The organism is Enterorhabdus sp. P55 (genome assembly GCF_009911695.1).
Lineage (GTDB): Bacteria > Actinomycetota > Coriobacteriia > Coriobacteriales > Eggerthellaceae > Enterorhabdus.
In genome coordinates this window covers 59,912-86,508 of the sequence record NZ_QWKK01000001.1, presented here as the reverse complement: position 1 = coordinate 86,508, position 26,597 = coordinate 59,912, and the positions used below count along the sequence as shown (strand labels likewise).

Annotated in this window: 22 protein-coding genes; 21 read left to right on the top strand and 1 reads right to left on the bottom strand. The window is 70.3% G+C overall.

From position 1 onward, the window contains the following. The first annotated feature begins 6 nt into the window (after positions 1–6). The 11 genes from nusA (at position 7) to rnhA (ending at position 12,765) form a co-directional block, all read left to right on the top strand. Complete coding sequence (nusA, locus tag D1643_RS00375) at positions 7–1,221, top strand: transcription termination factor NusA (protein ID WP_160707510.1); 1,215 nt, start codon at positions 7–9, stop codon at positions 1,219–1,221. A gap of 22 nt (positions 1,222–1,243) precedes the next feature. After that, on the top strand, positions 1,244–1,540 hold the full coding sequence (gene rnpM, locus D1643_RS00370; protein ID WP_160707508.1) for an RNase P modulator RnpM: 297 nt from the start codon (positions 1,244–1,246) through the stop codon (positions 1,538–1,540). Positions 1,541–1,543: 3 nt separating this feature from the next. After that, entirely contained in the window at positions 1,544–4,276 is a 2,733-nt protein-coding gene (infB, locus tag D1643_RS00365; RefSeq protein ID WP_160707506.1) for a translation initiation factor IF-2, read from the top strand. A gap of 99 nt (positions 4,277–4,375) precedes the next feature. Continuing rightward, positions 4,376–4,759, top strand: coding sequence for a 30S ribosome-binding factor RbfA (rbfA, locus tag D1643_RS00360; RefSeq protein WP_160707504.1), 384 nt, complete (start codon positions 4,376–4,378; stop codon positions 4,757–4,759). Positions 4,760–4,763: 4 nt separating this feature from the next. Continuing rightward, a complete protein-coding gene (locus tag D1643_RS00355; RefSeq protein ID WP_160707502.1) occupies positions 4,764–5,768 on the top strand; it encodes a DHH family phosphoesterase in 1,005 nt (334 codons plus the stop codon). After that, complete coding sequence (gene truB / locus D1643_RS00350) at positions 5,765–6,778, top strand: tRNA pseudouridine(55) synthase TruB (RefSeq protein WP_160707500.1); 1,014 nt, start codon at positions 5,765–5,767, stop codon at positions 6,776–6,778. Before D1643_RS00355 ends, truB begins: the two co-directional genes overlap by 4 nt. Further along, positions 6,762–7,688 carry a riboflavin kinase gene (locus D1643_RS00345; RefSeq protein ID WP_370520229.1) on the top strand — a complete coding sequence of 309 codons (927 nt, stop codon included), beginning with the start codon at positions 6,762–6,764 and terminating at the stop codon, positions 7,686–7,688. The genes truB and D1643_RS00345 overlap by 17 nt, the downstream gene beginning before the upstream one ends. Positions 7,689–7,876: 188 nt before the next feature. After that, a complete protein-coding gene (locus D1643_RS00340; RefSeq protein WP_160707498.1) occupies positions 7,877–9,997 on the top strand; it encodes a sodium-translocating pyrophosphatase in 2,121 nt (706 codons plus the stop codon). Positions 9,998–10,271: 274 nt separating this feature from the next. Beyond that, a complete protein-coding gene (gene tatA, locus D1643_RS00335; RefSeq protein WP_160707496.1) occupies positions 10,272–10,559 on the top strand; it encodes a twin-arginine translocase TatA/TatE family subunit in 288 nt (95 codons plus the stop codon). 190 nt (positions 10,560–10,749) lie between these two features. Then, positions 10,750–12,210 (top strand): helix-turn-helix transcriptional regulator, encoded by a 1,461-nt coding sequence (locus D1643_RS00330; protein WP_160707494.1) that lies wholly within the window; start codon positions 10,750–10,752, stop codon positions 12,208–12,210. A 63-nt stretch (positions 12,211–12,273) separates the two neighbouring features. Next, positions 12,274–12,765 carry a ribonuclease HI gene (rnhA, locus tag D1643_RS00325; protein WP_160707492.1) on the top strand — a complete coding sequence of 164 codons (492 nt, stop codon included), beginning with the start codon at positions 12,274–12,276 and terminating at the stop codon, positions 12,763–12,765. 66 nt (positions 12,766–12,831) lie between these two features. Here rnhA and D1643_RS00320 read toward each other — a convergent pair whose 3' ends face one another. Beyond that, complete coding sequence (locus D1643_RS00320; RefSeq protein ID WP_160707490.1) at positions 12,832–14,070, bottom strand: deoxyguanosinetriphosphate triphosphohydrolase family protein; 1,239 nt, start codon at positions 14,068–14,070, stop codon at positions 12,832–12,834. A gap of 119 nt (positions 14,071–14,189) precedes the next feature. Between D1643_RS00320 and D1643_RS00315 the strand changes: the two genes are divergently transcribed. From D1643_RS00315 to dnaG, 10 genes are all read left to right on the top strand, one after another. Next, the gene (locus tag D1643_RS00315; protein ID WP_160707488.1) at positions 14,190–14,900 is read left to right on the top strand and encodes a hypothetical protein; all 711 of its coding nucleotides are present in this window, start codon (positions 14,190–14,192) and stop codon (positions 14,898–14,900) included. Next, positions 14,890–15,084 (top strand): preprotein translocase subunit SecE, encoded by a 195-nt coding sequence (locus tag D1643_RS00310; protein ID WP_160707486.1) that lies wholly within the window; start codon positions 14,890–14,892, stop codon positions 15,082–15,084. Before D1643_RS00315 ends, D1643_RS00310 begins: the two co-directional genes overlap by 11 nt. Before the next feature lie 199 nt (positions 15,085–15,283). Next, positions 15,284–17,683: a molybdopterin-dependent oxidoreductase gene (locus D1643_RS00305; RefSeq protein ID WP_160707484.1), complete on the top strand. Its 2,400-nt coding sequence runs from the start codon at positions 15,284–15,286 to the stop codon at positions 17,681–17,683. 10 nt (positions 17,684–17,693) lie between these two features. Then, on the top strand, positions 17,694–18,311 hold the full coding sequence (locus D1643_RS00300; RefSeq protein WP_160707482.1) for a 4Fe-4S dicluster domain-containing protein: 618 nt from the start codon (positions 17,694–17,696) through the stop codon (positions 18,309–18,311). Between the two features lie 10 nt (positions 18,312–18,321). Further along, entirely contained in the window at positions 18,322–19,494 is a 1,173-nt protein-coding gene (gene nrfD, locus D1643_RS00295; RefSeq protein WP_160707480.1) for an NrfD/PsrC family molybdoenzyme membrane anchor subunit, read from the top strand. 9 nt (positions 19,495–19,503) lie between these two features. After that, positions 19,504–20,127: a molecular chaperone gene (locus tag D1643_RS00290; RefSeq protein WP_236643244.1), complete on the top strand. Its 624-nt coding sequence runs from the start codon at positions 19,504–19,506 to the stop codon at positions 20,125–20,127. A gap of 105 nt (positions 20,128–20,232) precedes the next feature. Further along, positions 20,233–21,129, top strand: coding sequence for a MarR family winged helix-turn-helix transcriptional regulator (locus D1643_RS00285; RefSeq protein ID WP_160707478.1), 897 nt, complete (start codon positions 20,233–20,235; stop codon positions 21,127–21,129). Continuing rightward, complete coding sequence (locus tag D1643_RS00280; RefSeq protein ID WP_160707476.1) at positions 21,126–23,510, top strand: DMSO/selenate family reductase complex A subunit; 2,385 nt, start codon at positions 21,126–21,128, stop codon at positions 23,508–23,510. The genes D1643_RS00285 and D1643_RS00280 overlap by 4 nt, the downstream gene beginning before the upstream one ends. Next, the gene (locus D1643_RS00275; protein ID WP_160707474.1) at positions 23,507–24,139 is read left to right on the top strand and encodes a 4Fe-4S dicluster domain-containing protein; all 633 of its coding nucleotides are present in this window, start codon (positions 23,507–23,509) and stop codon (positions 24,137–24,139) included. The genes D1643_RS00280 and D1643_RS00275 overlap by 4 nt, the downstream gene beginning before the upstream one ends. A 449-nt stretch (positions 24,140–24,588) precedes the next feature. Beyond that, on the top strand, positions 24,589–26,469 hold the full coding sequence (dnaG, locus tag D1643_RS00270; RefSeq protein WP_160707472.1) for a DNA primase: 1,881 nt from the start codon (positions 24,589–24,591) through the stop codon (positions 26,467–26,469). The last annotated feature ends 128 nt before the right edge of the window (positions 26,470–26,597 follow it).

Sequence of the window (26,597 nt, the reverse complement as noted above, 5' to 3'; positions counted from 1 at the left end):
GAAGACGTGGCAACATCAGAACTGATCGAGGCCCTGCAGGCCCTCGCCCACGAGCGCAAGATCGACGAGTTCTACCTCATCGAGCGCCTGGAGGCGTCGCTGGCCAAGAGCTACCAGCACATCCTCGACCTGGAGTGGGACGCGCGGGTGACCATCGACCGCCAGACGGGCAAGATCTACGTTTACGAGATGGTGCCGGTGGGCGAGCCCGACGAGGAGACCGGCGAGTACGCCGAGTTCGAGGAGCGCGACGTCACCCCGGCCGACGTGAGCCGCATCGCCGCCCAGAACGCCAAGGGCGTCATCGCCTCCATCGTGCGCGAGGCCGGCCGCCAGTCCATCTACGAGGAGTTCTCCGGCCGCGTGGGCGACCTGGTCACCGGCACCGTGCTCCAGGGCACCCCGGACTTCACCATCATCAAGATCCGCGACGGCGTGGAGGCCGAGCTGCCCCACTACGACGTGAAGCGCAACCCCGGCGAGCGCAACGAGCGCCCCTCCAACGAGCACTACCGCCACAACCAGCGCCTCAAGGTGCTCATCATCGACGTGCGCGACCCCTCCTCCGACGCGCCCCGCGCCCGCGGCGAGCAGGCCCGCCCGCCCATCGTGGTGTCCCGCACCCATCCTGACCTCATCCGCCGCCTCTTCGAGATCGAGGTCCCGGAGATCTACGACGGCATGGTGGAGATCAAGTCCATCGCCCGTGAGCCCGGCGCCCGCTCCAAGGTGGCCGTGGCCTCGCGCGAGGACAACCTGGACCCGGTGGGCGCCTGCGTCGGCCCGAAGGGCAGCCGCGTGCGCATGGTGGTCGAGGAGCTGCGCAACGAGCGCGTCGACGTCATCCAGTGGAACGACGACCCCGCCTCCTATGTGGCCAACGCGCTGTCGCCGGCCAAGGTGTCGCACGTCTTCATCGACGAGGACAACCACTACGCCACCGTCGTGGTGCCCGACGACCAGCTCTCGCTCGCCATCGGCAAGGAGGGGCAGAACGCCCGCCTGGCCGCGCGCCTGACCGGCTGGCACATCGACATCAAGTCCGCGAGCTTCGCCGGCGGCCCCCACGTCACCGAGAACATCCTCATCGACGAGGAGGACGACCTCGAGGACGAGACGGGACTGTGCGCCTACGTGGCGGAGGACGGCACGCGCTGCCGTAACCACGCCCGCGAGGGCAGCCGCTACTGCGGCGTGCACGCCGACCTCGACGAATCCTAAGAAGGATGCGAGAGGTACGTCGGTGGACCGAGAGAAGACAAAGCGCTGCCGTCGCTGCATAGCGTGCGGCCTACAGGAGACGAAGGGGGCCCTGCGCCGGTTCGTGCGTCGCGCGGACGGCACGGTCGCCTTCGATCCGATGGGCCGCGCCCCCGGCCGCGGCGCCTACGTCTGCTCCGAGGAGTGCTACCAGGCGGCTCGCAAGGGCCGCAAGCTGGAGCGGGCGCTGCGGACCAAGCTGACCGACGAAGACTACGACCGACTCGCGGGAGAGATGTCCCGCGCCACCGACGACCGACCGTCAGAGAACGAGGAGTGATACATGGGCAGCATGCGCGTACATGAGTTGGCCAAGGAGTTCGAGATGACGAGCAAGGAGCTCCTCGACCGACTCCATGAGATGAAGATTCCCGCGAAGTCCCACGCGAGCATGCTCGCCGACGCCTACGTGGAGAAGATCCGCAAGAACCTCGAGCCCGAGATCAAGGCCCGCGCCGGCCAGCTCGAGGACGAGGAGGCCGCGGCGCTCGCCGCCGAGCAGGCCGAGGAAGCCCGCCGCAAGGCCGAGGAGGAGGCCGCCCGCCGCGCCGCCGTGGAGAAGGAGCTCGCCGAGCGCGAGGCCGCCCGCGCCCGCCGCGCCGAGGGCGCCCATGACGCCGGGGAGGGCGAGGCGCCCGCGCAGCCCAAGAAGGCCCCCGTCACGTCGGCCTTCGAGAGCCTCGAGCGCCAGATCGAGTCCGAGAAGGAGCGCGTCGAGCGCGAGAAGGCCGAGGCCCGCGCCCGCGCCCGCGCCGAGAAGGCGGCCGCCGAGGTGGCCAAGAAGCAGGCCGTCGAGCGCGCCCTGCGCGAGAGCCACTCCCGCAAGGGCGGCGAGAAGGCCAAGACCGCTCCCAAGCCCGCGCCGGTGCTCGGGGCCAAGAAGACCTCCTTCGACTCGCTGCTCTCGCAGATCGAGGCTGAGAAGCAGCGCATCGAGGCCCAGAAGGCCGCTGCTCCCACCGCCCGCGGCGCCAAGAAGGACGGCGCCCGCGGCAAGAAGGGCAAGAAGGGCGCCGTGCAGATCGTTCCCGAGCTCGAGGCGCAGGCCGCGGCGGGCGGCGAGGATCGCTACGCCCAGATGGCCGTGCAGGCCGAGAAGCTCCAGCGCGACAAGGTGCTCGCCGAGGCCCGCGCTGCGGTGGCCGCCGCCACCACCCAGGAGGGCGAGGGCCGTCGCAAGAAGCGCAAGGAGAAGCGCGAGGCCGAGGCCCGCGAGCGCGCCGAGATCGAGGCCATCGAGCGCGGCCTCGACCCGTCGCTGGTCCTGGACGACTCGGTGGTGGAGATCCCCCAGGGCGCGACGGTGGCCAAGTTCGCCGAGCTTCTGGGCGTGCAGCCCAACGACGTCATCAAGCGCCTGTTCCTGCTAGGCCAGGTGCTCACCCTCACCCAGTCCATGGCCGACGACATGGTCGAGCTCATCGCCGACGACATGGGCCGCAAGGTGCGCGTCGTCTCGCCGGAGGAGGAGTACGCCGTGGTGTACAACGACTCCGAGGCCGACCTCAAGCCGCGCCCGCCGGTGGTCACCGTTATGGGTCACGTCGACCACGGCAAGACCTCGCTGCTCGACGCCATCCGCCATACCGGCGTGGTGGCCTCCGAGGCCGGCGGCATCACCCAGCACATCGGCGCGTCGGTCGTGAACATCGACGGCCGCCAGATCACCTTCATCGACACCCCGGGCCACGAGGCGTTCACCGCCATGCGCGCCCGCGGCGCCCAGGTCACCGACGTCATCGTGCTCGTGGTGGCCGCCGACGACGGCGTCATGCCGCAGACGGTGGAGGCCATCAACCACGCCAAGGCGGCCAACGTGCCCATCGTGGTGGCCGTCAACAAGATCGACAAGCCCGGCGCCAACCCCGACCGCGTGCGTCAGGAGCTCACCGAGTACCAGGTCATCCCCGAGGAGTGGGGCGGCACCAACATGTTCGTCGAGGTGTCGGCCAAGCAGAAGCTCCACATCGACGACCTGCTCGAGACCATCCTGCTCCAGGCCGACGTGCTCGAGCTCAAGGCCAACCCCGACGCCGACGCCTCCGGCTTCGTCATCGAGGCCAACCTCGACAAGGGCCGCGGCCCGGTGGCCACGGTGCTCGTCCAGCGCGGCACCCTGCGCACCGGCGATGTGGTGGTGGCCGGCACGTCCTACGGCCGCGTCCGCGCGCTCGTGAACCCGCTCGGCGCCCACGTCGACGAGGCGCGCCCCGCCGACCCGGTGGAGATCCTCGGCCTCAACTCCGTGCCCACCGCCGGCGACGAGTTCCGCGTGTTCGAGGACGAGCGCGACGCCCGCAAGCTCGCCGAGGAGCGCGCGCTGCGCGCCCGCCTGGCCGAGCAGGAGACCAAGAGCCACATGAGCCTCGACGATCTGTTCAACCGCATCGAGGCCGGCAAGCAGACCGACCTCAACCTCATCGTCAAGGCCGACGTCCAGGGCTCCATCGAGGCCCTGCGCGACGCCTTCAGCAAGATGGATCAGTCCGAGGTGCGCATCAACATCGTGCACTCGGCCGTGGGCGGCATCACCGAGACCGACGTCACCCTGGCCGCCGCCTCCGACGCCATCATCATCGGCTTCAACGTGCGTCCCACCGGCAAGTCGCGGGCCCAGGCCGAGAAGGAGAAGGTGGACATCCGCCTGTACCGCGTCATCTACCAGGCCATCGAGGACATCAACGCAGCCCGCGTGGGCCTGCTCTCGCCCGACATCGTGGAGGTGGACACCGGCATCGCCGAGGTTCGCGAGACCTTCAAGGTGCCGAAAGTGGGCACCATCGCCGGCTGCTACATCGTCGAGGGCGAGATCAACCGAGACGACAAGGTGCGCATCGTCCGCGACGGCACGGTCATCTTCGAGGGCTCCATGGCGTCGCTGCGCCGCTTCAAGGATGACGTGAAGTCCGTGAAGCAGGGCTATGAGTGCGGCATCGGCATCGAGAAGTTCCAGGACCTCAAGGTGGGCGACACCATCGAGGGCTACCAGGTCAAGGAGGTCGAGCGCACCGAGTAGTCGCCTCGGTGACGATTCGACGGTCAATTGGGCGCCGCTCCCTCGGGGGCGGCGTTCGCGCCTATACTTGAGGCGTCAGCAAGAGGAAGGAGAGCCCCGATGAAGCAGGGAGCGTCCAACCGCAAGGTCAACGAGCAGGCGCGCGAGGTCATCGCGTCCATCCTGCTGTTCGAGGTGTCCGACCCGCGTCTTACCCTGGTCACCGTCACCGGCTGCGAGGTGAGCTACGATCGCAGCGCCTGCAACGTCTACTACACCTGCGAGCCCGAGCGCTACGCGGACGCGGCCGCTGCCCTCGAGGGCGCCCGCGGGCGCATCCGCTCGCTCATGGCCAGGAAGCTGTCCTGGCGCGTGGCGCCTGAGCTGCGCTTCTACCGCGACGGGTCGGTGGATGCCGCGGAGACCGTGGGCAAGTACCTCGCCGAGGAGAAGGCGCGTCGCGCGACGGCCGAGACGGCGGCGGACGAGGGCGAGGAGATCTAGCGCCGTGACCGTCACCCCTCAGACCAACACCACCCTCGAGGGCATCGCCGAGGCCCTCATGGGATGCTCCTCGGTGGCCATCTGCGGGCATGTGAGCCCCGATGGCGACTGCGTGGGATCTCAGCTCGCGCTCGCCTGCGCCCTGCGCGCGCTCGGCAAGCGCGTCTTCTGCCTGCTGGCGACCGACGAGCCGCTCGAGGGCACGCTCGCCTTTTTGCCCGGGGCCGATCGCCTCGTGCCCGCCTCGTCGTTTGGGGACTACGTGGAGTGCTTCGTGGCGGTGGACGTGCCCACGCCCGAGCGCCTGGGCGCCGCCGACGCCGTGCGCCGCGCCGCGCCGCTCACCATCACCGTGGACCACCACGCCGTGCCCAAGGCCATGAGCCACCTGAGCTACACCGACCCGGATGCCGCGGCCACGGCCCTGCTCGTCTGGCGGCTCGTAGGCCATCTCGGCGTCGACTACGACGAGGCCATCGCCACCTGCGCCTACACCGGTCTCATGACCGATACGGGGCGCTTCCAGTACCAGAACGCCGATGCCGCGGCCTTCGAGGCGGCAGCCCAGATGGTGGCCGCCGGGGCTGCGCCGGGCGCCATCGCGCGCGAGGTGTACCAGAACCGCCGGCTCGCGTCGGTGCTGCTGGAGGCCGTGGCCATCGCGCACCTGGAGCTCTCCGCCGATGGCCGCACGGCCCTGAGCTGGCTCTCGGCGGCCGACTTCGCCGCCTGCGGCGCCTCCCGGCCTGACGCTGAGCCGCTCATCGACGTGCTGCGCGCCATCGAGGGCGTCGCGATCGCCTGCATGCTGCGCGAGCAGGACGGCCAGGTGCGCGGCAGCCTGCGCGCCAAGGGCGATGCCGACGTGGCCGCGCTTGCCTGCGAGCTGGGAGGCGGCGGGCACCGTGCTGCCGCCGGCTTCACCTTGGACGGCCCCCTCGATGACGCCGTCGCGCTGCTGCGCGGGCGCCTGGCGGCGCTGGCCGCCGCCGATGGGGAGGTCTTGTGAGGCGCGGCGAGTCGGGCCTGTCGCTCGTCGTGGGGGTGGACAAGCCCGCGGGCATGACCTCGCATGACGTGGTGAACCGCTGCCGCCGCGTGTTCGGCGAGCGGCGCGTGGGGCACGCCGGCACCCTTGACCCGCTCGCCTCGGGCGTGCTCGCCGTGTGCGTGGGGCCCGCCACCCGCCTCGACGCCTACCTGGCGGGGCACGACAAGCGCTACGAGGTGCGCGTCGTCTTCGGCGCCGCCACCGACACCGACGACGCGGACGGCGAGGTCACGCGCACCGCACCGGTGCCCGATGAGCTGCTCGACCCCTTCTTCGCCTCGGTCTTCGTCGCCTCCCTCGTGGGGCGCCACAAGCAGCTGCCGCCGGTGTACTCGGCCATCAAGGTGGGCGGGCGCAAGGCGTGCGACGAGGCGCGCAAGGGGCGCATCATCAACCTGGAGCCGCGCGACATCGAGGTCTACGACGCGCAGCTTCTGGCTGTAAACGGGGCCGACGGCATGGCGCCTCCCTCGTGGGACATCGTGTTCCACGTGTCGAAGGGCACCTACGTCCGCTCGCTCGCGCGCGACATCGGCGTGGCGGTGGACTGCCCGGCCCACGTGGGCGCCCTGCGCCGCCTGGCGGCCGGCCGGCTTGCGCTCGACGAGTGCGTGACGCTCGAGGCGCTCGAGGAGGTGGGCCCGCGCGCCGCGCTCGACCCCGTGCGCCTGCTCGGCCTGCGCTTCGCCTATGCTGAGGGCCCGGCCGCAGCCCTGCTCGCCAACGGCAACCCGCTGCCGGCTGATGCGCTCGCGCTCTGCGAGCGGCGCTCGTGCGCGGCCGATGCCGAGTTCTGCGCCTGCACGGCGGGGGTGCGCGAGAGCTGCGAGCCGCCGCGCGACGGCGAGCTCGTCTCGCTCGTGTCCGCCAACCGCCTGGCCGCCGTCTACGCCTATGAGCAGGAACGCGGCCGCTACCGGCCGCGGTGCGTCTTCTCGACGGGAGTGATCCGTGGCTCAGATATATAGGAAGGGATCGGGGGCGGCCGCGCGTGCGGCCCTGGCGGGCGCCTCGTGCGCCTTCGGCGTGTTCGACGGCGTGCATGAGGGGCACCGCTTCATCATAGGCGCGGCCGCCGACGCGGCCCGCTCGCGCGGGGGCGTCTCGGCGGTCATCACCTTCGATGTGGATCCCGACGAGCTGTTCCGCCCCGATGAGCTGCGCAAGCTCATGGCCAACGAGGCGCGCATCGAGGCGCTGGCCGCCCTGCCCGTTGACGCCGTGGTGGTCCTGCCCTTCACGCCTGAGTTCGCCGCGCTCGTCCCCGAGGCGTTCCTCGACCGGTTTCTGGGGCCGGCCGTCCCCGCTGAGCTGCACGTGGGCGCCGACTTCCGCTTCGGCGCGCGGGGAGCGGGCACCGTGGCCGACCTGGCTGCCTGGGGCGCGCCCCGCGGCATGCGCGCGGTGGGCCACGAGCTTCTGGCCGATGACGGCGCGCCGGTGACGGCCACCCGCATCCGGGGGCTTCTGGGCGCGGGCCGCGTGGCCGAGGCCGCCGAGCTGCTCGGGCGGCCCTACGCGCTTGCCGGCACGGTAGAGCCTGGCCGCGGCGAGGGCCGGGCGTTTGGCATCCGCACGGCCAACCTCCGCGTGCCCGACGGGCTGCGGGCCGTGGGCGACGGGGTGTACGCCTGCTGGGCCGTGGTCGGCGGCCAGCGCTACCGCGCCGCCGTCAACGTGGGCGTGGCCGCCACCTTCGCCGACGCCTCCACGGCCACCGTCGAGGCCCACCTGCTCGACTTCGACCAGGACGTCTACGGCCAGCCCATGACCGTGGAGTTCGTCGAGTGGCTGCGTCCCATGCGCGTGTTCGCCGACGCCGACGAGCTCGTGGCCACCATCACCGCCAACATCCAGTGGGTGCGGGACAACCTCTAGGCGCGCCGTCGCCGGCGCCGTCTGCTGGGCTGGGGGCGCTTTAGCCCGGAAAAGGCGGGCGCGCCCCCTTCACAATTCCTCCAAGTCGCCTAAAATGCCGTAGTTACGGTTTTCCGGCCGAGAATGCCAGGCCCGAAGACCGTATCGTCGTACCCGAGGCAACAGCACTTACCCAAGGAGGAAGGTCCGTGACTACACAAGTAGCCTGGCTTGCCCCCATCTGCGCCCTCATCGGCGTGCTGGTGGCAGCCTATCTGGGCAACTGGGTTCTCCGACAGAACCCCGGCCCGGACAAGATGAACAACATCTCCATCAAGATCCAGCAGGGCGCCAAGGCGTTCCTCATGAGCGAGTACAAGCTGCTCATCATCTTCATGGTGGTCGTGGCCGTCGTGATGGCCATCGCGCTCAGCCCCATCACCGCGCTCGCCTTCGTCACCGGCGGCGTCATGTCCGCCGCGGCGGGCTACGTCGGCATGCACGTGGCCACCCGCGCCAACACCCGCACCGCCTACGCGGCCGAGGAGTCCGTGGCCAAGGCGCTCAACGTGAGCTTCAAGTCGGGCCTCACCATGGGCCTGTGCGTGGCGTCGTTCGCCCTCATGGGCCTGTCGCTGTGGCTCATCTTCCTCGTGTTCGGCGTGAACGTGCTCGACCCGGTGCTCATGCACGAGAACATCGGCATGGTCGAGGGCTTCGCCACCGGCGCCTCTGCCGTGGCCCTGTTCGCCCGCGTGGGCGGCGGCATCTACACCAAGGCCGCTGACGTGGGCGCGGACCTCGTGGGCAAGGTCGAGGCCGGCATCCCTGAGGACGACCCCCGCAACCCCGCCACCATCGCCGACAACGTGGGCGACAACGTGGGCGACGTGGCCGGCATGGGCGCCGACCTGTTCGAGTCCTACACCGGCTCCATCCTGGCCCCCACCATCCTCGCCGTCACCTTCGGCGCGCTTGGCGGCTACTTCAGCACCGGCGATTTCGTGTGGGCCATCGTGACCCCCGTGGTCATCGCGGCCTGCGGCATCATCACCTCCATCATCGGCCTGTTCGCCGTCCGCACCAAGGAGGGCGCGGACCTGCACAAGGCCCTCAACCGCGGCACCTACCTGGCCGCCGCCATCGAGATCATCGTGATCTTCGTGCTGTTCTCCATCTGGCAGTCGCAGTCCGCCGAGGCGCAGCCCATCTTCCTGTTCGGCTCCGTCATCTGCGGTCTGGTGGCGGGCCTTGCCATCGGCAAGATCACCGAGTACTTCTGCTCTGACCACCACAAGCCTGTCCACAAGATCGCCGAGGCCGCCGAGACCGGCGCCGCGACGGTCATCATCGAGGGCATCGGCACCGGCATGCTCTCCACCATCGCCCCCATCGTGCTGGTCGCGCTCGCCATCATCGGCGCGTTCACGTTCGGCAACATGGCATTCCCGAACGCCTCACTCGAGGGCGGCATCGCCGTGGGCCTGTTCGGCGTCGGCCTGGCCGCCACCGGCATGCTCTCCAACACCGCCATCACCATCGGCGTCGACGCCTACGGTCCTGTGGCCGACAACGCCGGCGGCATCGCCGAGATGGCCGGCCTGCCCGAGGAGGTGCGCGACCGCACCGACGCGCTCGACGCGGTGGGCAACACCACCGCGGCCATCGCGAAGGGCTTCGCCATCGCGTCCGCAGGCCTGTCCGCCATCTCGCTGTTCGTGTCCTTCCAGGCCACGATGCACCACTCCATCCCCAACTTCGAGCTGACGCTGACCGATCCGATGATCGTGGCCGGCATCTTCATCGGCGCCATGATGCCGTTCATGTTCGCCGCCCTCACCATGGGCGCGGTGTCCCGCGCGGCCCACGCCATGGTGGAGGAGGTGCGTCGCCAGTTCCGCGAGATCAAGGGCATCATGGAGTACGAGGCCGAGCCCGAGTACGACAAGTGCGTGGCCATCTCCACCTCCTCGGCCCTCAAGGAGATGATGACGCCGGGCGTCCTGGCCATCATCGTCCCCGTGGCCATCGGCTGCTTCAACCCGGCCATGCTCGGCGGCTTCCTCGCCGGCGCCGTGGCTACCGGCATGCTCATGGCCATCTTCATGTCCAACGCCGGCGGCGCTTGGGACAACGCGAAGAAGTACATCGAGCAGGGCCACCACGGCGGCAAGGGGTCGGAGGCCCACAAGGCCGCCGTCGTGGGCGACACCGTGGGCGACCCGTTCAAGGACACCTCCGGTCCGTCCATGAACATCCTCATCAACCTGATGACCATCGTGGCGCTCACCTTCTCGCCGCTGTTCATCGCCATCCAGGCCATGCTCTAGGCTCTGGGACGGGCTATCCGCCAAAGGGGGCGTCTCGGCTGGTGCTGAGCGCCCCTTTTTTGCGCCTCTGCACGCACATGCGCCTCTGACCAGGAAAGATGTGCCTTGTCACGCCTTTGCGTGACAAGAAAAAGCGGGCCAGGCGTGACAGAATCACCGTTCTGCGTGATAGCGCGCCGCAGGAGGCTGGGGCATAGTGGGCGGCGTCGATAAGCACGGCACCGGCCGGCAGAGCCCCCGGCGCCGCATTCACCGAAAAGAAGGAGTACCCGCTATGAAGATCCTCGGCCTTGGCGTTCCCGAGCTCGTCATCATCCTCGTCGTCGTCCTGCTCATCTTCGGCCCCAAGAACCTTCCCAAGCTCGGCAGCGCGCTCGGCAAGTCCGTCAAGAGCCTGCGCGACGGCATGGGCGCGGGCAAGGACGAGGACGCTGAGGTGGTCGAGGAGGTCGTGGAGGACGCCCCCGCCAAGCCCACCGCCAAGATCGCCGAGGGCGCGGTGGAGGATGCTCCCAAGAAGAAGCGCGTGGTGAAGAAGGTCGTCACCGTCGAGGAGGACTAGTCCTGCGCGCGAAGGCGCCGCACCCGCTTCCATAGAGATTCGCCGAAGGCGCCGCCCGCGAGGGGCCGGCGCCTTCGCTCATTTAGTACAATGGCCCTGCTCGGATGCCTCTCGGCCGCCGAGCGTGCAGCTGATCGCCGCGCCGCAGCCCCCTTCAGGCTCGCGGCGCTTTCTCTGGGAGGGGTGCCCCGTGACCACGTCTGAGGGACGCGTGCGCCAGGCTCGCGCGTCGATCCTGGGCTTCGCGTGCAACCAGGGCTTCCTCTTCGCGCTGCTCTACCTGGGCCTGCCGCTCGGCCCGGCGCCCGCAGTCGCCGGGCGGGCGGGGCTCGTGGCCGTGCTCGTGTGCATGATCGTGGCCTTCGCGCTAGCGGGTGCCGGACGGTGCCGCCGGGCCCTCTCCCGGGCGAGCGACGCGCTCATCGGGCTTCGGGCGGCGCCGCTCGCCGTCGCGGGCGTCGCGCTGGCCGCGCTCGGCTGGGCGGGGATGGCCCCCTGGCCGGTCCTCGTGGGGCTCGAGGGCCTGTGCCTGGGCGTGCCCACGGCGCTTCTCCTCGGCGCGTGGGGCCGGGCCCTCGGCGCCGTTCCCATCGAGCGGTCCGTCCCTGAGGTGTTCATCGGCTCGGCCCTCGGCGCCGTGGTGTGCCTCATCTTCGCCGCCCTGCCCATCGAGGGGCTCTACCTCGTGCTCTTCGCCCTGCCGCTCGGCAGCGGCGCCGCCCTGCGCGTCCTCGCGCCGGCGGTGGAGGAGCCGCCCGCCGACGAGCCCCCGCTCCGTGCCGCCGAGGAGGCGGCGCAGCTCTCCGGGCGCATCCTGGGCGGCACGGCCCTCTACGGCGTGGCCGCCGGCGCGGTGGAGGCCTTCTCGTCGCGCGCGGGCGATGACGTGACGGCCCTTGGCCTCACCCTGTTCCTGTTCGTGCTCTACTGCCTGGCCGCGCTCCAGCTCTACGGCGGCACCCCGCTCGCGGGCGTGCGCGCCGTGCTGCCCACCGCCGGCGGCGCGGACGCCGGGCCGCTTGACGGCGCCTACCGCCTGGCCGTGCTCCTCATGATGAGCGGCTTTCTCTTCGTGCCCCTGCTCGGGAGCTTCTCCGTCCCCGGGGAATCGGTGGTGCTCGCCGGTTACCTGGGCATGTTCGCCGTGCTCATCTCGCTGTTCCTGGCCATGGGGCGCATCTCGGGCCATGACGCGGCCCTCTCGTTCGCCCGGGGCTTCGCGGCGCTGTTCGCCGGCGAGATAGCGGGCCTGGGGACGGGCGTCGCCCTCGGCGCCCTGCCGCTGGGGCGCGTGGCGTCCTTCGCCGTGGTGGCGCTGGCGGGCATCGCCGTGCTCTACGCCTACCTGTTCCTGTTCACCGACCGCGACCTGCGCGCGCTCTCGGTGGCGGTGGAGCGCACCGACCGCTTCGAGGAGGCGTGCCGCGCCATCGCGGCCGACGCCGGGCTCTCCAAGCGCGAGGCGGAGCTTCTGCCGCTCGCCCTGCGCGGGCGCACGAGCGAGCGCATGGCCGCCGAGCTGTTCATCTCGAAGAACACGGTGGACACCCACATGCGGCGCATCTACGCCAAGTGCGGCGTGCACAGCCGCCAGGAGCTGATCGACTTGGGCGAGCGCGTCGAGCGCGAGCTGCCGCCGCCCGGCTGCTAGGCTTAGCCCGGCTCGTTGCCGCGCCCCCCCGCCCGACTGAACCGACCGCCTGAAGGAGGCCCCATGAACGTGGACATCTACACCGACGGCGCCGCCCGCGGCAACCCCGGCCCCGGCGGCTACGGCGCGGTGCTGCGCTGCCGCCTGGCAAGCGGCGAGGTTCGCGAGCTGGAGCTGTCGGGCGGCTTTTCGCGCACCACCAACAACCGCATGGAGCTGCTCGGCGCCATCACGGCGCTCGAGGCGCTCAAGCGTCCCTGCGCGGTGACGCTCTACTCCGACTCCCAGTACGTGGTGAACGCGTTCAACCAGCGCTGGGTGGACGGCTGGCTCAAGCGCGGCTGGAAGAACGCGAAGAAGGAGCCCGTCAAGAACACGGACCTGTGGAAGCGCCTCCTGGCGGCCAAGGAGCCCCATGACGTGCGCTTCGTGTGGGTGAAGGGGCATGCCGGCCATCCGGAGAACGAGCGCTGCGACCAGCTGGCCACCACCGCCGCTGACGATCCCGCCTGCCACCAGGTAGACGAGGGGTTCGAGCCCGAGGGGCTGCTCTAGGAAGGCGTCGCGCCGGGTTCCCCTGCGCCTGGACGGCGCCGCGGGCCCTGCTGCCCCGCCCGGGCGCTACGCCAGGTCGAAGCAGTAGCCGCGCGGCATGATGGCCTTGCCCGAGGTGGGGAAGAGGTGGTCGTAGAGGGCCATGAAGTAGCTGTCGGTCATGGACGCCAGGTAGTCGACCACCACCTGGTCGGGGCCCTCGGCCAGGTAGGACGCCGGGTCGAGGGTGCGCGAGAGCGCGCTCAGGCGCGCGATGTGGTGGCGAAACACCGGCGAGGACTCGTCGCCGGCGCGCACGTCGTCGAGCAGCCGGTCGTAGAGCTCCGCGAACATCTCCTCCGCCACGTTCTCCGCGTCGTCGACCATGCCCTCCTTGAGGTAGATCTCCTCGTAGTTCTGGCGCTTGGCCCGCTTGAGGTCGGCGAAGGCCTCCGGCGACAGCGCGATGCGGTCGGTGCCGTAGCTGTTGTTGACGATGTCCACGGTGAGGTTGTTGATGATGCGCGCGTTGTCCGCGCCGATATAGTCGCTCTCGAAGACGTCGAGGGAGTCGAGCACGCCCATGGCAAGCGCGTCCTGACGGTCCTTGCCCAGGTAGGCGATCATGTCGCTCACGCGCACGACGCAGCCCTCCAGCGTGGAGGGACGCAGCTCGCCGATGGCCCGCTCGTCGGCGTTGCACGCCTCCACCAACTCATCAAGACGCGCGAAGTCCGCCACGTCTCCCAGGCGCAGCTCCTGCTGGGCGAACTCCCCGTTGTGACAGAGCACGCCGTCGAGGGTCTGGAGCGACACGTTGCGGCGGTAGAGCGCGTCGAGCACGCGCACCGACTGCACGTTGTGGTTGAAGTAGCGCCCCGTGCGCGCGTGGTAGCAGCGCGAGAGGAAGCGCTCGCCGGCGTGGCCGAAGGGCGTGTGACCCACGTCATGCCCGAGCGCGATGGCCTCGATGAGCTCGCAGTTGAGCCCGAGCAGGCTGCCGATGCCCCGCGCGATGCGGCTCACGAGCTGCACGTGGAGCCCGCGGCGCGAGATGTCGTCGTTCTGGACGAACGAGAACACCTGCGTCTTGTCCGCGTAGCGGTTGTAGGCGGGGATGTTGAGGATCTTCTCGATGTCGCGCGCGAAGGCGGGGCGGGTGAGGGTGGCCTCGTCGTGGGGATTGGGCTCGCGCCGCGTGACGCGCGCGTCGTCGAAGCGCAGGGGGTGGGCTCGCCCGGCCGCCCGGTCGGCGCGGATGGCCGCCTCGACGGCGGGGTCGAGGGCGCGGTAGGGGATGGACGCGTGCTCGGGTGACAGGCTCATGGCGGCTCGCTTTCGCGCTCGGCAGGTTTGCCCCTATTGTAACAATCGGCGTACTTCCCCTCGCGCATGCGGGCGGCGCGCTAAGATTAGCTACGGAAAATTCAGAAGGAGCGTGGGAGGTGCCCGTGACCGTCAACATGGTGATAGCCGGCCTCATCGTCGTGGCCGCGGCGCTGGGGCTCGCCTTCGTCAAAGTGGGGGAGCTGGCCGGCCTCGGCCGTCCGGCCCCGCGCGGGTCGCTGCGCGCTCCCCACGGGCGCCTCGTGCGCACCCGCTGCCTGGATGAGCCGGCGGCCCTGGGCTTCGCCGCGCGGCTGGCCCGGCTGGGCGCCCCGCTGCTCGTCGTGTTGGCGCTGTCCCTGGCCGTGGGGCTGGCGGGACTCTTGCCCCTGGGCGGCGTGCTGCTGCCCTCCCTCGAGCTCGTCGCCGCCGTGGCCGTGGGCCTGGGGCTCACCTACGCCGACGCGGGCCCCTGGCGGGCCCTCGGCTACGCCCTGGCGGGCTACCTCATAGGCGGGGTGGCGGCCACGGCGGCCGGGCTCGGCGTCATGCCGGGGGACGTGGCCGCCATCAACGGGCTCACCCTGGTGGCGGGCACCGTGCTCGAGGCGCTCGCCCTGGCCTGGATGCCGCCTAAGCGCGCCTGGGCCCGCGAGTTCGAGGACGGCCACGTCAACGCCATCCGCGTGTCGGACCGCTCGGCGGCCGCCCGCGCCTTTCGGGCACTCGATGACCCCGCGTGGCGTCCCCCCGCCGATCGCATCCGGCACGCCCACGCCGTCGACGTGGTGCGTGAGACGAGGAAGGAACGTGGTGACGATGGGGAATAGCCCCCGCTACCTGCGCTGGCTTGCCGCCCTCTGCGCGCTCATGGGCGTCTTCGGCGTGCTCGTCCTGGCCATCGGCTACCAGGACCTCTCCGTCGGGCGAGGCGCCACCATCGCGCTTTTGCTCGCGGCGGCCGCCGTGCTCTTCGTCCTGGCCCGCCGCCTGGACTACCCCAAGAGGAAATAGGGGAGGTCACCGCTTCCGGCGGCAGGTCTGCCGCTTTCGCCCACGGGTGGCCTTTGTTCACTGAAGTTCTCGGAAAAAATTGAATATCTCCTGATCAGAAGCCTATCAGGGAGAAGTTGTTTCCTGGAAATTACCCGTCGCGCTTCCTATACTTTCGCCTAGTTCGGAAACCTCGAGAAGGTGAGAGCAAGGAGGAGAGATGACCGAATCTTCAACTTCGTCGGCCACGGTGAGCCGTCGCGGGTTCCTGAAGGCGAGCGGCGCCGCGGCTGCGTCTCTGGGCCTGGCCGGCGTGGCAGGCATGACGACGACGAGCGGCTGGCTGGCGCCGGCCGGCGCCGCACCCGCCGAGCACGTGGCGCGCACCTACCATCAGAGCCACTGCGGCGGCATGTGCTCGCTGGCCTGCACCGTGCGCGACGGGCGCATGGTCAAGGTGGAGCCCAACGGGGTCGGCAACCTCGACTTCCGCACGATCTGCCTCAAGGGCATCTCCGAGGTGGCGCACGTCTACGGCAAGGGCCGCGTGCAGTCCCCGCTCAAGCGTGCCGGCGAGCGAGGCTCCGGCCAGTTCGAGCCCATCAGCTGGGATCAGGCGCTCGACGAGATCGCTGCCCACATCAAGGAGACGCAGGCGGCCTACGGGCGCGACTCCATCATGGTGGTGGCGACCGCTGAGGCCGACTTCGGCTTCCTCGCGCCCATGCTCGGCGCGCAAACGGGCGGCTTCGACGGCATCGACGTGGGCACCGGCAACGGCCTCGACCCCGCCATGGGATTCGGCTCGGGCTACGCCATGTGCGCCCCCGAGGCACGCGACTGGCAGCGCTCGAAGCTCGTGCTGACCGTCGGCTCGAACTACTGCGAGTCGAGCCTGCCGAACTGCTTCACGTTCTTCGACGCGAAGGAGGCCGGCGCCCACATGGTGACGGTCGACCCGCACTACTCCACCACGGCGAGCAAGTCCGACGAGTGGATTCCCATCGAGCCGGGCACCGATGCGGCGCTCTTCCTGGGCATGACGACGCATATCATCGACGAAAACCTCGTCGACGCCGAGTTCATGGCGCAGCACACGAGCCTTCCCTTCCTCGTCGACGCCGAAAGCGGGCTGCTCATCCGCGACCACGAGGAGGCCGCCGACGCCGAGGAGCCCGAGACGGGCGAGCAGAACCCCTTCTTCGTGATCGATCCCGCGACGGGCGCGGCCGCCGCCCACACGCAGTGCGCGAGCCCGGCGCTCTCGGGCACGGTGGAGGTCAACGGACGGCGCGCCGTGACGGCCTGGGACCTGCTGCAGGACACGCAGCGCCCCTACACCCTGGAATGGGCCGCCGAGGTGACGGGCATCCCGGCCGAGCGCATCGCGGCGCTCGCCGAGGAGTACGCCGAGGGCCCCTCATCGCTCGCGCTCGGGTGGGGCGGCAACGACAAGATGACCAACGCCGACATCGCCGGCCATGCCGCCGCCGTCCTGGCGGCCGTCACGGGCAACGTCGCCAAGCCGGGCGCGGGCATCGGCGTGTACGTGGGGCAGTCCTACAACAGCTATGCGGCGCCGCTCGGCGCGTGGGAGCTCCCCGAGGACTGGAAGACGGCCGCCTCTGAGGTGAGCATCTACGACATGCCGTTCAAGGAGAACAACTGCCACGCCGCCATCTTCTGCGGCGACATCGTGGCCCAGCACCTGGCCAACATGAACGAGACCTGCGCGTGGGCCGACACTCTGGACTTCATCGTGACCATGGATCCCTACTTCACCGAGGGCGCGAAGTGGTCTGACTACATTCTCCCGTGCACCTCGCGCTTCGAGTACGACGAGCCCTTCGGCAACGTGAAGGCCGGCTACAGCCAGATCGTCATCCAGGAGAAGATCATCGACCCGCTCTTCGAAGCCCGCACCGACCTGTGGATCCAGCGCGAGCTCGCCCAGCGCCTCGGCATCGAGGGCGGCATCCCGGCAAGCTCCGTCGAGCGCTGCGAGGCCATCCTCGCCACCTCCGAGGAGGAGTGGGTGTCCTCGCTCACGGTCGAGGACATCGCCGACAATGGCGCTGTCTGGCCCGTGCCCGACCGCGAGGTCATCCGCGAGGTCGTGCCCGACAAGGTGTTCCCCACCGTCTCGGGCCGCATGGAGGTGTACTACGACGCCATGGTGCCCTTCGGCCAGGAGCTGCCCCAGTGGGAGCCCTGCGAGGAGATCGCCGACGAGGCGCTGCGCGCGCAGTTTCCCCTCCAGCTCACCAACACCCGCACCCGCTTCCGCATCCACAACCAGTTCTACGACTCCGACTGGCTCCAGCTCATGTACGAGCCGCTCGTCATGCTGAACCCCGCCGACATGGAGAGCCGCGGCCTGGCGACGGGCGATGTCGTGCGCGTCTACAACGATCGCGGCAGCTTCAAGGTGCATGCCGCGGCCAACAGCGCCATCCGCCCCGGCTCGGTGAGGATCTATGAGGCGGCCACCGCCGACTACACCGTCGAGGGCAACCTGCAGAGCGTCACGAACAACACGATGATAAAGCGCGGCTACGACCTCATGTGCGGGCCGGTCATCCCGTTCTCGGACACGCTCGTTGAGATCGAGAAGGCCTAAGGAGGACGACATGACCAGACTCGCCATCGCCATCAACCTCGACCGCTGCGTCGGCTGCCATACCTGCGCGCTGTCGTGCAAGATGCAGAACAACGTTCCCGAGGGCATGCTGTGGAACCGCGTGCTGACCCAGAACTGCGACGTGGTGGACGGCGCCGAGGGCACCTACCCCAACGTCACGCGCACGTACCTGCCCGTCGCCTGCCAGCACTGCCAGAACGCCGCGTGCCAGCGCGTGTGCCCCACCGGCGCCACCTATCGCGACGATAAGGGCCGCGTGGAGATCGACTACGACAAGTGCATCGGCTGCCGCATGTGCATGGCCGCCTGCCCCTACAACGCCCGCAACTTCAACTGGCGGGAGCCCGTCCGCGTCACCGGCGCGAGCTATGGCGACGCGGCGGTTCCCGAGCGGCACAAGGGCGTCGCGGAGAAGTGCACGCTGTGCAAGGAGCGCACCGATCTGGGCGAGGAGCCCATGTGCGTCGTGTGCTGCCCGGCCCACGCCCGCATCTTCGGCGACCTCGACGATCCCGACAGCGAGATCTCCCAGACCATCCTGAACCGCAAGGCGTGGACGCTCCTGGAGGAGCAGGGCACGCGTCCGTCCGTTCACTACTTCGACTAGGAGGGCTTCCATGGAACTGCTCAAGAGAAACAAGGCCCTGACGGCCGTCCTGGCCATCCTGGTGGCCGTGGGCGTGGGGTGCTGGGTCTACCAGCTCGCGCTCGGCCTCACGGTGACGGGGATGAACAACGGGACCTCCTGGGGCCTCTACATCACCAACTTCATGTTCTTCGTCGGCCTGTCCGCCGGCGGCCTGATCGTGGCCTCCTCGGCGTCGGTATTCCACATCGCGCGCTTCAAGGCGGTGGCGCTGCCCGCCATCATCCTCTCCACGGTGTGCATCTGCGCGGCGGGCATGTTCGTCCTCATCGACCTGGGCGGCATCCAGCGGGTATGGCGCATCCTCACCGGCCCCAACCCCACCTCGCCGCTTCTGTGGGACGTCTGCGTCATCACCTGCTACCTCATCATCAACGTGCTCTACCTCGTGTTCATGACGAAGAAGAACCAGCACGCCGTCTCCATCGTGTCACGCTTCGCGCTTCCTTGCGCCATCCTCGTCCACTCGGTGACCGCCTGGATCTTCGGCCTCGAGATGGCCAAGGAGGGATGGTACTCGGCCATCCTCGCCCCGATCTTCGTAGCCTCGGCCATGGACTCGGGCCTCGCGCTGCTCCTCGTGGTGCTCGGCATCCTCAAGAGGGCCGGCATCTACGACACCTCGCGCGAGCTTCTGGCATCGCTGGCCGGGCTTCTGTGCACCTGCGTCGCCGTCGATGCGTTCTTCATCTTCTGCGAGCTTCTGACCATGGCCTATCCCGGCGCCGAGGGGGCGACGGTCATCCTGGGCGAGCTCATGGCCGGTGCGACTGCCCCCTTCTTCTGGTTCGAGATCATCGGCGGACTCGTGGTGCCCTTCTGCATCCTCGTGTTCGCGCGCAACCGCTCTAACCCCGTGATGCTGAACCTGGCCTGCGTCCTCATCATCGTCGGCGTGTTCTGCAAGCGCGTCTGGCTGCTGTTCACGGCCTTCATCACGCTCAACGTGATGGGCGCGCCCGGCATCATCTCGGGCTCAAGCGCGGCCGCGGACGCGACGGGCACCGCCTCGTTCGCCGTGCTGAGCTCCTACGCCCCTACGCCGATCGAGGTGCTCGTGGTGATCGGCGTCATCTCGCTCGTGATCCTCGGCTTCATGGTGCTCGTCGGCCTGCTCGTGCGGCCGGACGGCGAGAAGCGCTAGGAGGCCTTCATGGAGCGCATGCGAGGATCCGGCCGCGAGCTTGCCGAGGCGCTGGCCTTCGTGGGGAACTCGTTCCTCAAGCCGATGGGCCAGACGTCGGATGCGGGACTCGACCCGGCCTTCTGGGCGGCCTTCCCCGCCTTCGGGAACGAGGCGCTCGCCTCCGCCCTCGCCGCCTGCGCCGAGTGGGCGCAGGGAGGGGAGGGCCGCCCGCGTGACGAGCGCGTGCGCGCGGTGTCGGTGGAGTACGCCCGGCTCTTCGTCGGTCCGCCCGAGCCGGCGGTGGCGCCGTGGGAGACCTTCCATGTGGGCGAGGGGGTGATGTCCGGATTCGGGGAGCCGGCCTTCCGCATGCAGGAGCGCCTGAGGGAGATCGGGCTTTCCGTGGCGGGGGACAACAACCAGTACGCCGACCACGTGGGCATCGAGCTGCTCTACTGCAGCGAGCTCGTCCGCCGCGGAGACGACGACCCGGCCCTGCTCGACGCCGCCGCCGCGTTCGCCGAGGACGTCCTCTCGCCCTGGGCGCGGCGCTTCTGCTCGGGCGTGCATGACGCGCAGGCGGGCTACTACGCCCTGCTCGCTGACGTCGCGCTCGCCCTGGTGGCGCTCTTGGAGCGCCCGCGCAGCTGACGCGGCGAGGGGTTGCGCCCCGCCTGCCCGCCTTCCTGTCTTATAATGGCCGCATGCTACGGCGGCGCCCGATGGGCGCCGCCGACCCGCGGAAGGGAAGGTCGGTTGGATTCCTCGAAAGCTCACATCGTCACGCTGTGGTGCGCCGTGGTCTCGAAGGCCTCCCGCGGCTTGACGCGGACGCTGCCCAAGGATCTGCCGCTGCCCCACGTGCGCGTCCTGCTCCAGCTCTCGCTTCCCGGCGTCTCCCCGCTCGGCGTCTGCCAGGTGGCCCACGCGCTCGTCATGAAGCCTGACGACGTGCGCGCGGCCGCCGAGGCGCTCACAGAGCGCGTGCTCGTCGAGGCGCGTGCCGACGGGGCGCTTTGCCTCACCGCGAGCGGGCGCGCCTGCGCCGAGGGGCTCTTCGCCCTTGTGGGCGACTACGTGTCGCGCTGCCTTGAGCCGCTTTCCGACCAGGAGCGCGACGTGCTCGCCGTCATCCTGCGCGCGCCGCTGTCCCTTCCAGGCGGCTTCTGCCTCCCGGAGGGCGGCGCCTGCGCGGTGGGCGAGAGGCTCGATCCGCGCTGCTACCTCTCCTCGTTCTCCATCATATCGGCGGTGGCCGCCGCAGCGGCCAAGAACGCGACGGGGCTGTCGCTCACCGACTTCCGCTTCCTCCTCGAGCTCTATCCCAAGCGCCGTCTCGGGGTCAAGACGCTGCGCGCGCGAGACGTCGTGGCCTTCCTGAGGACGGGCCGCTCCTATGTCTCCACCGCCTCGGTGCGGCTTGAGAAGCAGGGGCTGCTCGTACGCGTGCCCGACGAGCACGATGCGCGCGGGGTGCTCTTCCAGCTGACGGCGAAGGGCGTCCTGTGCGTGCAGGATGCGAGCGAGGACATCTACGCGAGCCTGGTGTCGCTCTGCGGGAGCCGCCTCGGCGAGCGGCAGGTCCTCCAGATGCTCAAGCGCCTCCTCATCGCCGAGGACGAGCTGCTCGCCTGCTCAGGATCCCCCTCATGACGCGCCATGCGGGGGCGCCCGGCGATTGGCCTGCGACGACGCCGGCGCGCCAGACCTGCTCGGTCAACTGCGGGTCACGCTGCGTGCTGAGCCTGCAGGTGGCCGACGGCCGCATCCAATGGGCGGAAGGCGACGGCGCGGTCGAGGAGGGCGATCAGATGCGTCCCTGCCTGCGCGGCCGAGCGCTGCGCTACTGGCTCGACAGCCCCGAGCGCCTGAACGCCCCCCTGCGCCGCGTCGGCCCACGCGGCCTCGGGCGCTTCGAGCCGATAAGCTGGGACGAGGCGCTCGACGAGGTGGCCGAGCGCATCCGCGGGGTGGTCGCGCGCTGGGGCAACGAGGCGGTGCTCGTTCCCTACGCCACGGCTCGCTGGACGGCGTCGGGGTCTCCCTTCGAGCGCCTGATGAACTGCTATGGCGGCCATTTGGGCATATACGGCGACTACAGCTGCGCCCAGCTCCAGGCGGCGCATGAGGCGCTCTACGGTGATGACGGGTACTACAGCGGCTCGACGCTCGACGAGGTGGCCAACGCCGATTTGCTCGTCGTGTTCGGCGCCAACCCCTCCCTCACCCGGATGGGCGGCGCGAGCGGCGCCTGGCGCCTCGAGCAGATGCGCGAGGCGCGCGCGGCGCTGGGACTGCCCCTCAAGGTGGTGTCCGTCGACCCCTGCCATACCGACCTCATGAGCCGGGCCGTCGACGAGTGGCTGCCCGTGCGCCCCGGCACGGACGCGGCCTTCGTCGCGGGGGTGGCGCACGTCCTCATCACCGAGGGCCTCGTCGATGAGGCGTTCGTGCACGCCTGCTGCATCGGCTATGACGCCGAGACGATGCCCGCGGGCGTGCCTGAATCCGAGGGATACCGAGCCTACGTCATGGGAGACGGCCCCGACGGCGTCGAGAAGACTCCCGCCTGGGCCGCGCGCATCACCGGCTGCCCCTCGGCGCGCATCGTCTCGTTCGCGCGCGAGCTGGCGGGCGCCCGCCGCGCGTTCGTCACGCAGGGCTGGGGGCCTCAGCGGACGGAGCACGGCGAGCAGTCGGCGCGGGCCGTGTGCCTGCTCGCCATGCTCACGGGCAACCTCGGCCTGCCGGGCACCAACAGCGGCACGCGCGAGCGGCTGCGGCGCCCCGCCATCCCCGACGAGTCCGTGGGCGACAACCCCGTGGGCGTCTCGATACCGGCGTTTACCTGGTCGCGCGCCGTCGAGCAGGGCGAGGCCCTGACGGCGGAGAGCGCCGGGGTGCGGGGTGCCGAGCGCCTGCGGGCGCCGGTCAAGCTCATCATCAACCACGGCGGCAACGCCCTCACCAACCAGCACGCGGACATCAACCGCACGCATCGCATCCTCGCCGACGAGGGGCTGTGCGAGTTCATCCTCGGCGTCGACGTGGCGATGACCGACTCGGCGCGCTATGCCGACATCCTCCTTCCCGACCTTGCCCAGTCCGAGCAGGCGGCGCTTGTGGCCTCGGGCAACTCCGACGGCGTCTGCGCGGTCATCGACTGCGAGTCGTGGGACCACCCCGCCTTCGAGCGACGCGGCGCCTGGGACGTGGCGCGCGAGCTGGCTCGGCGCTTAGGCGTGGAGGAGGCGTTCTGCGCCGAGGGATCCACGGCTTGCGAGGTTGACGAGCGCCGCTGGGAGCAGGGCGAGCTTGCAGGTGAGGCAGGGGCGCACGAGGAGCTGGGGGCGCGCGGCGTGCTGCGCCGCGCCGACGCCTGCTCGCAGGTCGCCTTCGCGGACTTTCGCGCCGACCCCGCAAGGAACCCGCTCCCAACGCCCTCGGGGCTCATCGAGATCTACTCGACGCGCGTCGCCGCGCTCGCGCGCGAGCGCGCGCAGGCCGGCATCTCAGCGCCCCTAAGCCCGATTCCCGCCTACCTGCCCGCGCGCGAGGGCGCCGAGGCCGCCTGCGAGCGCGGGATGCTGCAGCTGGTGAGCTACCATGGCCGCCAGAGCGCCAACTCGAGCTTCGCCAACGTCCGCGAGATCGAGGAGGCGGTGCCGCGGCGCCTGTCGATTAACCCGATCGACGCGCAGCGCTATGGCGTGGCCTCCGAAGACCAGGTCGTGCTCGAGAACGAGCGGGGGGCCCTCGTGTGCCGCGTGCGCGTCACGCCGCGCGTCATGCCAGGGGTCGTGAGCCTGCCGCAGGGGGCCTGGCATGATGCGGACATGGCAGGCGACAAGCTCGACTGGGGCGGGTGCGCCAACACCCTGACCTCTGACATCCCCACGGCCTGGTCCTGCGGAAACGCGCACAACTCGTGCCTTGTGCGCCTGCGCCTCCTGCGCGATGACGAGCGTGCGCGCCGCGCGAAGCTCCAGGCGTCGCGCGACGACGCGGCGCCTGGGAAGGGGGAGGGCCGATGAGCATCAATGCGCCGGAAAGCCAGTTCGGGTTCTCGTTCGACCAGAAGAGGTGCACGGGATGCCGTACGTGCGTAATCGCCTGCAAGGACTACCATGACCTGGGGCCGGGCATCATGTTCCGCACTGTGCACGAGTACGCGGCGGGCGCGTGGCGCCTCAACGAGGAGGGCGCCTGGGAGCAGGACGTGACCGCGTTCTACGTCTCGCTGTCGTGCAGCCACTGCGCGAATCCCGTGTGCCTGCGCATCTGCACGGCCGGCGCCGTGTTGAAGGACGCGCGGGGGTTCGTGACCATCGACCACGAGGCCTGCACCGGATGCCAGCTCTGCGCGGTCGCCTGCCCCTACCATGCGCCGCGCTTCGATGAGGCGAGCGGGCGCGTCGAGAAGTGCGACGGCTGCTCTGCGCGCATCGCGCAGGGCCGTGCGCCTGTCTGCGTCGAGGCCTGCCCGCAGCACGCGCTCGGCTTCGGCCTGTACGACGATCTGTCCGCAGGACCGCGGGTGGTCGAGCGCATCGCCGCGATGCCCGACCCGGTCATCACCCAGCCGAACTACGCGATCGAGCCGAGCGAGGCCGTGCGCGGCGTGGGGCTCGACGAGGAGCTCATGAACCCCCGCGAGGTGTAGGCGGGCCTCGGCACGCGGGCCGGAGTAGCCGGGGGCGATGGCTCGCAGGGCGGAGCCGACGGCACAGGCGCTGAGGACGGATCGGGTGACGACCGCTCCGACGATGCCCTCATCCCGCAGCTGATCGCGCTCGCCCAGACGGGCGACAACGCGATTGTCCTGGTGGCCTCCTGCGCCGCTGCGGGCTCGCTCGCCGTGCTGGTTCTTGCGGCACGCAAGCGCCGGCCCTTCCGCAGCCGCTAGCGCATTTCCCCTGCAGAGGCGCGGCCCCGGCGCTCTCGCCTGACCGGTGAGAGCGCCGGGGCTTTTCCCGCCCATATGTCCGCGTATTCGCCGCCTCCTAAGGCCCGGGGTCAGACGGGCATGCGCTATACTGGCCCAATCGGGTGGGCTGCCGGCGACGTGATGAGGGCAGCCCCGTCATCAAGAGGAAGGCGGCACGGCGCACCGTGGGCTCCATCAGCGACGAAGACATCCAGCGCGTGCGCGAGGCGAGCGACCTCGTGGCGGTCATCGGCGAGCGCGTGCCCGTCAAGCAGAAGGGCCGCGACTTCTGGTGCTGCTGTCCGCTGCACCAGGAGAAGACGCCCTCGTTCAAGATCGACCCGTCGGTGCAGCTGTGGCACTGCTTCGGCTGCAACGAGGGCGGCGACGTGTTCGCCTTCGTCATGAAGACCGAGGACCTCTCCTTTCCCGAGGCCGTGCGCAAGCTGGCCGAGCGCGCCCACATCGACATCCAGGAGACGGGCGGGCGGCCCTCCGCGCCGGCTTCCAAGAAGGCGCGGATCAAGGACATCTGCGCCGCCACCGCCGAGTTCTACCACACCCAGCTCATGCGCAGCCCCGACGCCGGGGCCGCCAAGGCCCGCGAGTACCTGGCCGGCCGCGGGCTGGGAGGCAAGGTGCCCAAGGAGTGGAACCTCGGCTTCGCGCCCGGCCGGGGCGCCCTCACGCGCCACCTCAAGGCGCGCGGCTTCCGCGACGATGAGCTGGTGGAGGCCAACGTGGCCTCGCGCAGCCGCGAGGGGCGCCTGCGCGACCGCTTCTACGACCGCGTGATGTTTCCCATCAACGACGCCCAGGGCGAGTGCATCGCCTTCGGCGGGCGCGTGATCGGCCAGGGCGAGCCGAAGTACCTCAACTCCCAGGAGACGCCCGTCTTCCACAAGTCCCAGGTGCTCTACGGGCTCGACCACGCCAAGGCGGCCATGGCCTCCACGGGCACGGCCATCGTGGTGGAGGGCTACACCGACGTCATCGCCTTGCACGAGGCCGGCATAGGCAACGCCGTGGCCACGCTTGGCACGGCGCTCACCCTGCGCCATATCCGGCTGCTCTCGCGCCACGCCCAGCACCGCATCGTCTACCTCTTCGACGGCGACGAGGCGGGCCAGCGCGCCGCCGACCGCGCGCTCGGGTTCATCGACGACTCCATGACGCCGGAGGCGGGCCGCTCGAAGGTGGAGCTCTGCGCGGTGACGCTGCCCGACAACCTCGATCCGGCCGAGTTCGTGGCCGCCCGCGGCGCCGCGGCGCTCAGCGAGCTCATCAAGCGGGCCCAGCCGCTGCTCAAGTACGGCATCGACCGCCGCCTGGCGCGCTACGACCTGTCCACGGCCGAGGGGCGCACCCGCGCCCTGGCTGATGCGCTCTCGGTGCTCGCGCCCATCAAGGAGTCGCTTCTGGCCAAGGACTATGCGGTGCAGATAGCGGGTCGCTGCCGCGCGCGCGAGGAGGACGTGCTCGAGGCCCTGGCCGCGCTGGCGCCGCCGGCTCGTCGCGACGGCGAGGCCCCGGCGGGGGAGGCCTCCGTCCCCGGCGCCTCCCCCCTGCCGGAGCCGGCCCCTGCGCGGGGGCGCCTCACCCAGGCCGAGCGCAGCCGCCTGCGCTTCGAGCGGGAGTTCCTCTCGGTGCTCGCGCAGCACCCGCTCCTGGCGCTGACGCATGCCGACGCGCTCGCCCAGGTCCAGTGGCGCCGCGCGGCGCACGGGGCCATCGCCCAATCGCTGCTCGACACCCTGGCGGGCGACCCGCACGCCACGGCCGGCACGCTCATCACCAATGCCACCGCCTCCGTGCCGGGGGCCGCAGGCACGCTCACCGCCGCAGCCGTCCCCGAGGGCGCGGACGCGGGCGAGGTGGCGGCCTACCTGGCCGAGGAGCTCTCGCTCGGCGACGCGGAGGAGGCCATCGCGTCGCTGAAGGCCCTTCTCGTCGACCCGACGCAGTTCTCGCCCGAGGACTACGACTCGCTCTTCCAGAGCGTCGTGGGCATGCAGGGCGACCTCAACCAGCGGCGCCTGGCCCACAAGCCCCTCTCGCCGGCCTAGGGCCGCCTTGCCGCACGCCGACGCGCAGCTCCCGCCTTCGCCCGTATCCCGGCTCGCGGCTAGCTTGAGTGCCCGCTGGCCCCTTTGCGCGTCAGGGAGGCCGGCTTCGCCCCCCGTCCTTCGCCGCT